Here is a 13,651-nt window from a genome sequence, read left to right as displayed (position 1 = left end):
CGGAGAAACTTAGTGGAAGACTTTTCTTTGGCAGCGCTCAAAGCGCTGATCCTCGCCAACCAGATGCTGACCGTTGGCCTTGTTTCATTCCTCATCAGTGCCGTTGTGGTATGGCGGCATTGGGAGAATGTCTCCTACTTCCTGATCCGGGTATGGCATAGCCTCCCTCTCATCGGCACCGTTGCTCGCCTAGCGCGCAAACCCGCATCGGTCGATGGAAATGGCTGGATCAACCATGAAGTGACCCTGTCCAATGTGTATTACCGCGAATACAAGAAGCATTTAAAAGGAACAGATGCCTACAACGCCTCCCTCGACTACCTGGCCAAGGCAGGAGAGGCTGGTCGTTCCCCGCGCCCTGCGTGGGTTCTGGCCTTGGTGCTAGTACTGGTACTGGTCGAGGCAATGGGGTTTGCCTACGTGCTCGCAGGTTGGATGAACATGGATGCATCAACCAATGACCGTCACCTGCTGGCGGCCGCGACTGCGCTATTGCTTGCCGTCGCATCCGCATTTCTAGCGGAAGTTGCCGGGCACTCCCTGCATCACAACAGTCTGATAGCCCGTGCGCGCCACTGGTGGCAAGGGGAAGAGCCATCCAAACGCTCTCGTACCCTCAAGGCAAACAAGGCCATCAATCTGGAAGACTCCTTCTCGGATTCTGACAAACCTGACTATGAACAGCTGCTGGCACGCCTGAAGGATGTGAATTCCAATGTTAGCCGCAAGTTTGTCTGGCTGATTGTCTGTGCTTCATTTGTTGCCTGCATGGCTGTTGGCGCCTTCGTGGTACGCTCCGCGACCCTCGATAGCATCGAAACCGAGATGGTCAACAACATGCGTGCAGAAACAACGGCCCAGCATGACAGCAGCATGAGTTCGCCATTTGACCTGCCGGAAGAGTCTCAGGCAATCAACAACGAGGCGGAAGAAGCCACCATCGAAGACAAGATGCAGGCAATCCGTGAGGCCAGCCTGACCACCTACGTCATGCTGTCGCTCATCTACATCGCCATCCAGGGGATCAGCATCTGGCTTGCCAGCAAATACCATTTTGCGGGCACCCATTCCAAAACAGCCTGGCGTCTGACTCACGAGTATGCGACTGCCGAGGAGATGCTGGACGCGATGGACCAGCAACGCACTGCCATTGCCAGCCATGCCGATGACAAACTCCGCCGTTTGCAGACCCTGTTGTCGAGCCGTGACCATACCAACTCTGCTGTGCTAGGTGCGCTGGAAGGGGAGAAATCTGCCCGTCGTAACTTCCTGGCCTTTATTGAAAGGCCGAGCACTGTACCATCCAAGGTTGCCCCTCAGGCAACTCCGGCAGCGCAAGCCGAGGTTGCACCGGCCGTACAACCTGCGGTTGCTCAAGCAGAAACGGAGGTCCTATCAACCACTGATGCCCCCAGCCAAGCCGGACCTAGCGTCAAGGCCGCCGATTTCCATGATGTCACTGGCCTGCCCGAAGAGAGCCTGGCCGCGGCCAGCCGCGCACTGGGTGTTGATGAAGCTCAGTTGCGTGATATCCGTGAGCAGCAGATGGCCCTCAAGACCCTGGGCCTCTTTCCCGCCAAGCAGAGTGCCTAATCGTGAAGATCACCCATATATTGCTACTGGCGTTGACGCTGCCTTGTGCAGCGTTGGCGGCCGAGCGTAACGACATACAGAGCTGCTATGAGCGTAATGGCCTGGCCGACATGAAACCTGCGGGCACCGGCCGCGAGCTGGTAGTCATCATCGACCAGACCATTCCGATGCCTGAAGACCTGCAACGAAGCAGTTGGGGGCAGATCGAACGGTTCGTCCAAGCCGGTGATCGCGTCAAGCTCTATACCTTCTCCGCCTTCTTGCCTGGTGAATACCTTCGCCTGACTTATGCGGGGCAACTGGATATGCCGCTGGAAGGGGAAGTCCGGGACGATGTCAGCATGCGTAAATTGCGCGGTCTGGACACCTGCCTGACGACGCAGACCAAGGTCTTTCGTAACGGCTTTGGCAAACAGTTCGTGAAAGCACTGCGTGATGCCCGCCAAGACATCCCCAAGAGCGAAATCATGAACTCGCTGCGAAAAGTGGGTGAGGATATGAAGGCCGAGCAAGGCGTCAGTGACCGCGTCGTGTTCCTCATTTCGGACATGCTGGAGCACTCCGATTACACCAGTTTCTATGCCACCAACAAGATCAAGCAGCTCAATGTCGGCAACGAGCTCAAGCAGGCCAAGAGCAAGGGGCTGTTTGCCGATCTGCAAGGCGCTCGAGTCTACGTCACGGGCGCCGGTCTGGTGACAGACGCGGTGAAGCATGCCTATCGTTCCGGCAAGACCATGGATGCACTTGGTGACTTCTGGTCACAGTACTTCGAGCACTCCGATGCCACTCTGGTGAACTTCGGAGCCCCCAGCCTGAGCACGGATTTGCAGTAACCGTCACATCCACAGGCAGAGCTCCACGCTTCAACCCCATCACACAAGGGCGACCAACCGGTTGCCCTTGTTATTTTCATTGCTGCCCACCTTCTCCCTGCGGGATCGCGTTTTTATTGCCATCTGATTGCTCCTGCCAAACACGTCATGAACGGGCCCCAAGCCCATCTATCGGGCAGGCCAAGATAACAGAAGCGCTCCCTGATGGGCATGCTCGCCACGCCTGTCATCCTGCTAATGGCATTCACAACAGTCATCAGCCTGTCATCTGGCTGACATCCCGCGGTCATTTTCAAGCCATAGAGTTTTTCACTTATTTTTCATATGGATAGATAAGGAACATCATGACTTTCCCGCGCTCTTCTTATGTGGCTTTGGCCGTCTCGCTGGTCTTGCTTGGCGGCTGCCAGTCAGAGAACGAATCGTCTGCCGACAGCCAGGGCAAAACCGCCTATCAATACAGCACCAAAGCGGTCTACAGCCCGCAGCAGCAGGCGGAGAGCTACGAGCCAGCGCCCCAGGGGTTCAGCCCGGTCTTTACCGAGATGGTAGCGCGCCACGGCTCGCGCTCCCTCTCCAGCCCGAAATATGACGTGCTGACCAAGCTGGTCTGGGAAGAGGCGCAGCGTCAGGGGGCGCTCACCACCCTCGGGCAGGGGCTGGGAGGCAAGGTCGATCTGGTGACGGCCGCCAACCAGAAACTGGGCTATGGCCTGCTCTCGGCGCTGGGCAAGGAGGAGCACGCCAATCTCGCCACCCGGCTGGCGGCGCGGCTGCCGACCCTGCTCAACAGCAGCGAACCCCACTGCATCAAGGTGGTCACCTCGGGCAAGGACAGGGCCAACGAAAGCGCCTTCTACTTTATGGAGAGCCTCAAGCGCAACGTGAGCTATGTCAGCGACTCGGCGCAGTGCTACCTCACGCAGGATGACCCCTCGAAGATCGACAAAAAGCTGGTCAACAAGTTCGAGCTCTACTTCCACAAGACCACGCCCGAGGGGGATTACGCCCGCTACCTGCCCGCCTATGAGAGTTATCAGCGCTTTATCGGCGACGAGGATGCAGGAATCGCCCCGGCCCCCGAACTGGCCAGAGCGCTGGATCAGCTTAAAAACCTGAGCAAGACCAGAGAGATGGCCCGCAGCATGCTGGAACGTATCTACAGCAAGGGGTTTGTCGACTATCTGGCGGGCGGCGTCGAGTTTGTCGCCGTCAATCCGGAAGATGGCGGCATGACCTATGTACGCGACGAAGTGGATGCCGCCCTGATGCTCTACAACCTCTTTATCATCGGCCCCGGCATGATCCGCGAAGCGCAGGCACAGGGCAGCGCCCCCTGGGCGCTGGAGCAGTTCCTCACCCCGGAGGAGTCTGCCTGGTTCTCCTACCTCTCCGATGCGGAAGATTTCTACGAGAAGGGGCCGAGCTTTGCCAACCAGAGCGCCCCCTACGCCATTGCCCAGCCGCTGCTCGACGGCCTGTTTGGCGAGGTGCAACGTCAGGTAGTGGAAGGCGAGCAGAGCCGACGGGCCACCCTGCGCTTTGCCCACGCCGAAGCCATTATCCCCCTCGCCGCCCTGATGAAGCTGGAAGGGAGCCGTCAGGGGGCCAGCCCGGATCAGCTATTCAGCCAGCAGAACAACGAGTGGCGCGGCGGCTGGGTCTCCCCCTATACCGCCAATATTCAGTGGGATATCTACCAGAACGGGCAGCGGCAGGTGCTGGTCAAGATGCTCTACAACGAAAAGGAGATCGCCTTTAAAACCGGCTGCCAGCCCTACCAAAGCGGCAGCCACTACTACGACTTCGAGGAGCTCAAGCGCTGCTACGGCTATAACGGCTAACCGCGCCGGATATGGCAATCACCAGGGGCGACCAGCAGGTCGCCCCAATCCACTCCCCTTCCCTGCTTGCCAAAGCGGGATATGGCTATAAAGCCGCCTTCCGGCTCCATTTGCTGATCAAGCGCAAAAAATGATTAATTTCTGATGGTTATATCACTTAAAGGCTCACCTCGGCAGTTTCGTTTGGCTTACCATAGCCATCCAGAACCTGTTGAACTGAGGTGGGTTGCTGCCAGCGTTGATTAAGGGAGCATATTGGAAGCTATCATCCACTACCGGTCGCGTGGAATTTAGTGGTGATACGCCTCATACAAAACTGTGGTGCCAAAAAAGTTGGGTATCCCAGATTTCTCTACCAGATTTATCTTTTTCCAAGACGACAACTTGCCGTTACAGAATCACGGTCATTAACAAACCTCAAGATAATAAACAAGAAAGACTGAAATAATGCACAAAAACACTTCCGAAATAACCGAATGGTCCGTCGACGGACTGCTGGATGAGATCCGCCACTTAAATAGCAACATGAAAGATCGTTCACTGGCCTTCATTCTTGGTGCTGGAGCATCCATCAGCTCAGGCATCCCTGCTGGTGGTGCTTTAGCAACGAAATGGCTAGAAGATCTATACCTACGGGAAAACTTTAAGACAGATGAAAAAATTGAATCATGGGCCTCTAAAAAACTAGGTATTGATGAATTTCAGCTACATGATGCAGCCACACATTATGCAAAAATATTCGAATTACGCTTTGGTTGTGACCCACAATCTGGTTATGCAGCTTTAGAAGCCGTAATGGAGGAAGCCGAACCCAGTATTGGCTATGCTATCCTCGCCAAAATTCTTGATAAAACACGTAACAAGGTGGTTGTAACCACCAATTTTGATAATCTAGTTGCTGATGCACTGGCTCTGCAAGCTCTACGCGCACCACTGATAGTTGGCCATGAATCACTTACTAGCTTTATAAATCCTCGCCTTTCACGCCCTCTGGTAGCCAAGATACATCGCGACTTACATCTTCATCCAAAAAATGATCAAAATGGAGTTCAATGCCTTGAACAAGGATGGAAAGATGCATTGTTGAAGTTATTCCAACATTACACACCAGTAATTATTGGTTATGGTGGTAATGATGAAAGCCTAATGGGTTTCCTCTCAACCCTCCCCCATAAACATATTCCAGGCCGCCTATTCTGGTGCTATCGCGAAAGTGATTATCCTCAGCAACGAATTCTAGATGTTGTTTCATATCATCAGGGCGTATTAGTTGCAATTGCTGGATTTGATGAATTTATGGTTCAACTTGCTCAAGCACTTTTCCCTGGCTTTATGCTTGATAGCATCGCTAATGAAATTGCAACCATAGGTGATGAGCGCGCCAAAAAATATGAGACACTAGCAAATAAATTAATGGAAAGTGTGGCCAAACATGATTTACGCACAAATTCAGTAATCTCTAAACAAGCAAGACAGTCAATATCTGAAGCTAGCCATACCGAAGATGAGAGTAGATGGTGGTTTTGGGAACTTCGAGCTAACGCCGAACCAGACCTTACGAAGAGAAAAGCCATTTACGAAAAAGCTATCACGCGTTTACCGGATAGTATTGAGTTACACGGTAACTACGCAATATTTCTGACTGAGCAGCTAAGAGACTATGATACCGCAAAAAAAATATATGAACGAGCTCTGGCGATTGCACCAGATAATGCCAATAGCATTGGCAATTATGCCCTTTTCCTATCAAACAATTCTGATGATAATAACAAAACTAAAGCCATGTTTAAACGTGCCATTGAACTTGACCCCAACCACGTGAATAACATTGGAAACTACGCCATATTTTTAACTAATAGATGTGAAGACTATGATGCCGCCGAATCAATGTTTAAGCGTGCTCTTTCACTTGACCCTCATGATGCCCGTCTAACTTGTTTATATGCTGAATTTATAGCATGCCAACGTAAGGATTACGATGCTGCCGAGGTAATATATAAACGAGCTATTGAATTAGCACCCAATGATGCAGATAATGTTGGTCTTTACGCAAGTTTCCTTGCAAATCTGCGCAGGGATTATGACTACTCAGAGGAATCATATAGACATGCTATAGACCTCGATCCTCAGAACGTTAATAACCTTGCAAATTATTCAGCTCTATTGTTAACTCGTGGAAACTCTGCAGATCTAATACAGGCTGATACGCTCATCCGAAAAGTTATCAATATATCCAAACAAAAACCCTCCCCTGCATTGGCAGAGGTTTTACTATATAAATGCCTGCTTGACGAACTCCATTACAAAGAGCCAAGCCGAAGCATTGGTCGTTTAAAAAAGCTGTTCGAGATAGGATACGAACGAGGACAGTGGGACTTTTCACAATTACTTGATTCTTGTTTACCTAAAGTTACATCGGAGCGCCACAATTTTTATCGTGCTATTGCAGCTGCAATTCTGGACGAAAATAAAGTGGTTACGCTAGATGAGTTCCCACTGTGGCATAATGCGGAAAGAGATGATCCATATACACTTACAGAGTAATTTTTTAGTTTTTAACTCATCAACATTGAATAAAAAGGCGACCATCTGGTCGCCTTTTTATTTTTATCGTTTTCCAATCAGGAAAACTTACCTTGCCGGTCGCTTGGCACCATTTCCTTTTGCCGCAGGCTTGCCGCCTTGAGCGGCGGGTTTGGCCCCTGGCTTGGCAGAGCCTACGCGGGTCGGGGTTTTACCCTTATGGGCGGGTTTTCCGGCAGGTTTGCTTTTACCAGCATTCTTGCCTTCGCCCTGTGCGGCCGGTTTGCCATTAGCCGCCCCTTTCTGCAGCTGGGAGCCCACCGGTTTGCCGCCCGTCGGTTTGTTGCCTGTGCCGTTGCCGCGCTGATGGGCAATGTTACTGTGGCGAGTCAGGGCCGGTTTCATCCCCTTGCCAGTGGCGGCACGCTCGTTGCGACCTTCCGCTGGCACCAGACAACCGGGGCCACTGCCAATCAGGTGGCCCTTGCCCATGGCGAGCAGGGCTTCGCGGATCATCGGCCAGCCAGCGGGGTCGTGGTAGCGCAGCAGCGCCTTGTGCAGGCGGCGACGGCGCTCGCCCTTGGCAACAAACACATCGCCACCGGTACGGCTCACCTTGTTTAACGGGTTTTTCTCCGTGTAATACATGGTGGTGGCGTTGGCGAGCGGCGACGGGTAGAAGTTCTGCACCTGATCGAGCTTGAAGCGGTTCTCTTTGACCCAGAGCGCCAGATTGATCATGTCTTCATCCGTGGTGCCCGGGTGGGCGGAGATGAAGTAGGGGATCAGGTACTGCTGCTTGCCCGCCTCTTTCGAGTATTTGTCGAACAGCTCCTTGAACTGGTAGTAGCTGCCCATGCCCGGCTTCATCATCTTGGAGAGCGGTCCCTCCTCGGTGTGTTCCGGCGCGATCTTCAAGTAGCCGCCGACGTGGTACTTGGCCAGCTCCTTGATATAGCGGGGATCTTCCACCGCGATGTCGTAACGCACGCCGGAGGCGATGAGGATCTTCTTGATGCCCTTGAGGTCGCGCGCCTTGCGATAGAGGTTGATGGTCGGGCTGTGGTCGGTGTCCATGTGCGGGCAGATGGTGGGCCAGACACAGGAGGCGCGACGGCAGGTCTGCTCGGCCTTGGGGCTCTTGCAGCGCAGCTTGTACATGTTGGCGGTGGGGCCGCCGAGATCCGAGATGACCCCGGTAAAGCCCGGCACCTTGTCGCGGATATCTTCGATTTCTTTGAGGATCGACTCTTCCGAGCGGCTCTGGATGATGCGCCCTTCGTGCTCGGTGATGGAGCAGAAGGAGCAGCCGCCAAAGCAGCCGCGCATGATGTTGACCGAGGTCTTGATCATCTCGAACGCCGGGATCTTCTCGTTGCCATAGGCCGGGTGCGGCACCCGCTGGTAGGGCAGGCCGAAGACGCCGTCCATCTCCTCGGTTTCGAGCGGGAAGGCGGGCGGGTTGACCCAGACGATGCGATCGCCGTGAGCCTGCGACAGGGCGCGGGCACAGCCGGGGTTGGTCTCGTGGTGCAGAATGCGCGAGGCGTGGGCGTAGAGCACCTTGTCCTCTTTGACCCGCTCGAACGCCGGCAGCTTCACATAGGTTTTTTCCCACGGCTTGGGCTTGGGCGGCTGCACCAGCACGGGTTGGGCTTCCTGCGCGGCAGGGGCCGCGTCGGTGGCATCATCCGAGCATGGGGCCCCTTCCATATAGGGGTTCATGATGGGATCGATGCGGCCAATCTGGTCGAGCTTGCTCGAATCCACCCCTTTCCAACCCGGCAGCGGCTCCTTGCGGATGACGGCAGTGCCGCGAATATCCTGCATGGTGTCGATGGTCTCCCCCGCCGCGATGCGGTGAGCCACTTCCACCAGCGGCCGCTCGGCGTTGCCGTAGATGAGGATATCGGCCTTGGCATCGAGCAGGATGGAGCGGCGGATGGTCTCGGACCAGTAGTCGTAGTGGGCGATACGGCGTAAGGACGCCTCGATGCCGCCGATAACGACGGGCACCTCCTTGAAGGCCTCTTTGCAGCGCTGGGTATAGACCAGGGTGGCGCGATCCGGCCGCTTGCCGCCCACATCCCCTGGGGTGTAGGCGTCGTCGTGGCGCAGCTTTTTGTCGGAGGTGTAGCGGTTGATCATGGAGTCCATGTTGCCCGCGGTCACCCCGAAGAAGAGGTTCGGTTTGCCCAGACGCATAAAGTCATCCTTCGATGACCAGTCCGGCTGGGCGATGATGCCGACCCGAAAGCCCTGCGCCTCCAGCATGCGGCCGATGACCGCCATGCCGAAGCTCGGGTGATCCACGTAGGCATCCCCCGTCACCAGAATGACGTCGCAGCTGTCCCAACCCAGCTTGTCCATCTCTTTGCGGGACATGGGCAGGAAGGGCGCCGTGCCGTAGCACTCGGCCCAATAGCGGGGATAGGAGAAAAGGTTGGGTACCGGCTGCATTTTGAACACCTGGAAAAATTCGGGTCGCGCATTATACCGGTTGCGGCCAAGGGGGGCGATGGCTTTTTGTCCCTATAGATCCCGCGGAATAGGCCGCCGCCCGCAATAGCAAGGGCGCCCGCAGGCGCCCTTGTGATGATGAGGCTGATAACTGGCCCCCGCTTGAGCGCGCAGGTCAGGGTTCAGACCAGGATTCAGGTCAAGGCGCTGATCAGGGCGCCGGAGGCTGCGACTCCCCAGCCCCCTTGGCGGCCAGCGCTTCGTCTACCTGCTGATCCCGCGCCCCTGTCATGCCGGCGTGGCGGGCGATCAGATGGTAGATGGCGGGCACCACCAGCAGGGTAACCAGGGTCGCCAGCGACAATCCGAAGAAGACCACGGTTCCCACCGCCATCCGGCTCTCGTAGCCTGCCCCCATGGAGAGCATCAGCGGCACAGCGCCGATAATGGCGGTGAGCGAAGTCATCAGGATAGGGCGCAAGCGGCGCACCGAGCCTGCGATGATCGCCTCCTCGAACCCTTCGCCGCGCTGGCGCAACTGGTTGATGAACTCGACGATGAGGATGCCGTTCTTGGTCACCATACCGATCAGCATGATCATCCCGATCTGGCTGTAGATGCTCATCTCCTGCCCCGTCAGCCAGAGGCCGAGCAGGCCACCGAAGATGCCGAGCGGCACCGTCACCATCACCACCGCCGGGGTCAGGGTGCTCTCGAACTGGGCCACCAGCACCAGATAGACCACCAGCAGGGCGAGGCCAAAGACCAGCACCATCTCCCCCTGATTGTCGCGGTAATCCTTGGAATCACCGGCGTAATCCACCGTCATGCCGGTGGGCAGGTTGTCGTTGGCCCAGCCATCGAGGAAATCGAGGGCCTCACCCAGAGTGTGGTCAGGGTGCACATCGGCGGTCAGGGTGATCGCTTTTTGCCGCTGGTAGTGGTTGAGGCGGTTGGCAGTCGCCACCTGCTTGACGGTCGCCAGGGTCGAGAGACTGACCATCTCGCCGTTGGCGGCCTTTAGATAGATTCGACCGAGATCCGAGATGCCGTTGAACTCGGTCTGGTTGCCGCGCAGGTAGACGTCATACTCCTCGCCCCTGTCCACATAGGTGGTCTTGCTCGCCCCGCCCAACAAGGTCTGCAAGCTGTTGGCCACGGTGGAGACCGGAATGCCAAGCTGGCTGGCGCTGTCGCGATTGATGGTCACCTGCAGTTCGGGAGTCTTCTCGGCATAGTCGAGATCCGGGCTCAGCATCAGGCCGCTGCCCTGCGCCGCCTGTTGCAGCGCCAACCCTTGCTGGTAGAGCTCGGCATAGTCGTTACCCTGCAGCACGAACTGCACCGGTGCGGTGGAGCCACCGCGGAATCCGGGCTGGAAGGTGCGGATCATCACATCGGGAATGCCGGAGAGCTTGGCACCCAGCGAGCGGGAGAACTCGGTGGCGGTGACGTCGCGCTCCGCCCAGTCGGTGAGCTGGATGATCACCATACCGGTCTGATCGCCGCCACGGCCAAAGGCGGGGGTACTGAAGCTCAGCGCCTGCACCACCCCTTTGCCCAGCATCGGCATGATGGCGGACTCCACCTGCTGCATGTTACGCTTCATCCGCTCGATGCTGGTCCCCTCTGCCCCCTTGACGAAGACATAGATGACGCCGCGATCCTCGGTCGGGGTAAGGCTGGTCGGCAGCTGGGTAAAGAGGGCACCGATACCGCCCAGACAGAGCAGCAGCACCAGCGGCGTCCAGCGGGAGCGACGCAGCACCCACGCCAGCAGGTGGCGATAGTGCCCCTCCAGCCAGCCGAGCCCGCGATCGAGCCCGGCGGTGAGTCGGTTCGGTTTATCCAGCGGGCGCATCAGCCAGGAGCCCATGGCCGGGGTGAGGGTCAGCGCCACCAGCGAGGAGCAGAGCACCGCGAGCGATAGCAATATCGCAAACTCGGTAAAGAGCCGCCCCACCATGCCATCCATAAAGGCGATGGGGACAAACACCATCACCAGCACGGCGGTGGTGGCGATGACCGCAAAGCCCACCTCGCGGGTGCCGTGCCAGGCGGCCAGCAGCGGCGGTTCCCCCCGCTGCAGATGGTGGTGGATGTTCTCCACCACCACGATGGCATCATCCACCACCAGGCCGATGGCGAGAATAAGGGCCAGCAAGGTGATGAGGTTGATGGAAAAGCCGAAATACCAGGCGCCGATAAAGGCTGATATCAGCGATACCGGCACCGTAATGGCAGGAATGAGCGTGGTGCGCCCCTGCCCGAGGAACAGATAGAGCACCGCCACCACCAGCACGGCGCAGATGGCCAGGGTCTCGTACACCTCGTCGATGGCCTGCTTGATAAAGATGGTGGAGTCGTAATCCACCTCGAGCTTGGCCCCCTCCGGCAGGAAGCGCTGCATCTCGCCGAGTTTCTTCTCGATCCCCTGCGCCACTGCCAGCGGGTTGGCGGTGGACTGGGCGACGATGCCGATACCCAGACTCTCTTTGCCGTTGCGCTGATAGGCGCTGTCTTCGTTCTTGGCTCCCACCTCCACGTCGGCGATATCGGCCAGATAGACGCTCTGGCCGTTGGCGGCAGTGGTGACTTGCAGTTGCTGGAAATCTTCCGCTGTGTGGTAGAGACGAGCGATCTGCACCGCCATGGTCATGGAGTTGTTGCGGATCTCCCCCCCCGGCAGCTCGATATTCTCGCGCTTGAGGGCCTCTTCCACATCGCTCACCGTGATGCCACGGGCGGCCATGTCGGCAGGGCGCAGCCGCACATACATCACCTGGGTGAGATCGCCGGAGAGCGCCACTTCGCTCACCCCGTCCATCAGACTCAGGGGGTCGACCAGCACGCGGTTGGCGTAGTCGGTCATGGCGGTGCGATCCATCTGGCTGCTGCTGAAGTTGAGCCAGATCGCCACATCGCCGTTGCCGCTGTCCTTGGTCACCAGCGGTTCGTCCACATCATCGGGCAACCGTGGCCGGGCTCGGGAGAGGGCATCGCGCACATCGGAGATCCCCTCCACCATGTTCCAGCCGAGCTTGAACTCGACGGTGATCATCGAGCGCCCCTTGCGGGTCATGGAGTTGATGTTCTTGATGCCGCTGATGCCGGAGAGCTGATCCTCGATGGGCTTGGTGACCTGACTCTCCATCACCGAGGGGGCCGCCCCCTCATAGGTGGTGGTGATGGATACCGAGGGGATCTGCACATCGGGCATCTCCCGCACCGTCAACTTGCTGAACGCGACCAGACCAAACACGGTGAGCAGGGCGCTGAGCACCACCGCCACCAGCGGGCGGCGAACTGAGATATCGGAGAGCCACATCAGCCGTTCACCTCGGCCAGGTCACGCACCTGCACCCCATCACGCAGATTGACCAGCCCCTCGACCACGATGCGATCGCCGACCTTCAGCCCCTCGGTGACCCAGACGGTCTCCCCTTCGGTCTCGCCGAGCACCACAGGCACCCGCTTGACCCGGCCATCGGCCTCAAGACGGTAAACAAAGCGCTGCTCACCGGCGTACTCCACCGACTGGGCGGGGATCAGGGTAAGCTGCTGGGCAGGCAGTGCCAGCTCCACATTGAGCAGCATGCCCGGGCGCAACTGGCCGTTGCCATTGGGGATCATCACCCGCGCCTTGATGTTCTGGGTATCGTTGGAGACGCGGCTGTCGAGGGTGGTGAGGGTGCCTTTGAATTGCTGATCCGGCCAAGCAGTACTGGTGGCGGTGACCGCCATGCCCGGGCGCAGCAGGGAGAGGTAACGCTCCGGCACCGCCAGATCGAGGCGCAATTTGTCGAGTTCATCCAGATGCAGCAGGGTGTCGCCGCTGTTGACCAGCGCCCCTTCGCTCAGATCAATCAGGCTCACGGTGCCGGCAAAGGGCGCCTGCAGGGTACGCAGGGAGAGCTCGTAGCGGGCGGCATCGAGGCGTGCCTGCACCTGGGCCACGGTGGCCTCCTGCCCCTCCAGCTCGGATTGGGTCACGGCGCCACGGGCCACCAGCTTGCGCATATCACTCAGCTTGCGGTTCTCGTCGCGCAGGCTGGCGCTCTGCTCGGCCAGCTCCGCCTGCTGCTTGCCCGCATCCAGCGCGATCAGGGTCTCCCCCTTCGCCACGCTCTGACCAGATTGCACCGCAATCTTGACGATGCGACCGGTCACTTCGGGGCTGATGATGACGGAGCGATTGGCCGCCAGCTTGCCCACCAGCTTGAGGGTCGGCTCGGCCAGACTCTGCTTGACGGTTTGAGTGCGGATATTGACCTGTCTGGTCGGTGCTTTGGCGGCGGGTTCGCTGTGACGCAGCGCCCAGACGCCGGCAACCACGATTAGAAGAAGGCCCAAGCCGAGCCAGATACGCATTTTCATCGAACAGTCCATGAAGAG

The 13,651-nt window shown here is 57.5% G+C and carries 7 protein-coding genes; 4 read left to right on the top strand and 3 right to left on the bottom strand.

Features of this window, described 5'->3' with window-relative positions:
* Positions 1 to 12: 12 nt before the first annotated feature.
* The 4 genes from AB5Y90_RS15940 (at position 13) to AB5Y90_RS15925 (ending at position 6,817) form a co-directional block, all read left to right on the top strand.
* Positions 13 to 1,593, top strand: a complete 1,581-nt coding sequence (locus tag AB5Y90_RS15940) for a hypothetical protein (RefSeq protein WP_270819235.1) — start codon at positions 13 to 15, stop codon at positions 1,591 to 1,593.
* Positions 1,594 to 1,595: 2 nt separating this feature from the next.
* Positions 1,596 to 2,429: a hypothetical protein gene (locus AB5Y90_RS15935; RefSeq protein ID WP_270819234.1), complete on the top strand. Its 834-nt coding sequence runs from the start codon at positions 1,596 to 1,598 to the stop codon at positions 2,427 to 2,429.
* Positions 2,430 to 2,773: 344 nt separating this feature from the next.
* The gene (locus AB5Y90_RS15930) at positions 2,774 to 4,273 is read left to right on the top strand and encodes a histidine-type phosphatase (protein WP_368167218.1); all 1,500 of its coding nucleotides are present in this window, start codon (positions 2,774 to 2,776) and stop codon (positions 4,271 to 4,273) included.
* A 447-nt stretch (positions 4,274 to 4,720) separates the two neighbouring features.
* Positions 4,721 to 6,817, top strand: a complete 2,097-nt coding sequence (locus AB5Y90_RS15925) for a tetratricopeptide repeat protein (protein ID WP_368167216.1) — start codon at positions 4,721 to 4,723, stop codon at positions 6,815 to 6,817.
* Between the two features lie 87 nt (positions 6,818 to 6,904).
* Here AB5Y90_RS15925 and AB5Y90_RS15920 read toward each other — a convergent pair whose 3' ends face one another.
* The 3 genes from AB5Y90_RS15920 to AB5Y90_RS15910 form a co-directional block, all read right to left on the bottom strand.
* Positions 6,905 to 9,256, bottom strand: a complete 2,352-nt coding sequence (locus tag AB5Y90_RS15920; RefSeq protein ID WP_368167214.1) for a YgiQ family radical SAM protein — start codon at positions 9,254 to 9,256, stop codon at positions 6,905 to 6,907.
* Between the two features lie 211 nt (positions 9,257 to 9,467).
* Positions 9,468 to 12,584: an efflux RND transporter permease subunit gene (locus tag AB5Y90_RS15915; RefSeq protein WP_368167213.1), complete on the bottom strand. Its 3,117-nt coding sequence runs from the start codon at positions 12,582 to 12,584 to the stop codon at positions 9,468 to 9,470.
* Entirely contained in the window at positions 12,584 to 13,633 is a 1,050-nt protein-coding gene (locus tag AB5Y90_RS15910; protein WP_180343478.1) for an efflux RND transporter periplasmic adaptor subunit, read from the bottom strand. Before AB5Y90_RS15910 ends, AB5Y90_RS15915 begins: the two co-directional genes overlap by 1 nt.
* Positions 13,634 to 13,651: the final 18 nt, after the last annotated feature.

It is taken from the genome of Aeromonas sp. R4-1 (assembly GCF_040908325.1).
Lineage (GTDB): Bacteria > Pseudomonadota > Gammaproteobacteria > Enterobacterales > Aeromonadaceae > Aeromonas > Aeromonas veronii.
Note: the sequence above shows the minus strand (reverse complement) of the source record. Positions and strands in the feature narration are given on the sequence as shown.

What these genes read in the sequence shown, in the direction of transcription:
- AB5Y90_RS15930 (WP_368167218.1), top strand. Translation starts at nt 2,774, where the DNA reads ATGACTTTCCCGCGCTCTTCTTATGTGGCTTTGGCCGTCTCGCTGGTC.
- AB5Y90_RS15925 (WP_368167216.1), top strand. Translation starts at nt 4,721, where the DNA reads ATGCACAAAAACACTTCCGAAATAACCGAATGGTCCGTCGACGGACTG.
- AB5Y90_RS15920 (WP_368167214.1), bottom strand. Translation starts at nt 9,256, where the DNA reads ATGCAGCCGGTACCCAACCTTTTCTCCTATCCCCGCTATTGGGCCGAG.
- AB5Y90_RS15915 (WP_368167213.1), bottom strand. Translation starts at nt 12,584, where the DNA reads ATGTGGCTCTCCGATATCTCAGTTCGCCGCCCGCTGGTGGCGGTGGTG.
- AB5Y90_RS15910 (WP_180343478.1), bottom strand. Translation starts at nt 13,633, where the DNA reads ATGAAAATGCGTATCTGGCTCGGCTTGGGCCTTCTTCTAATCGTGGTT.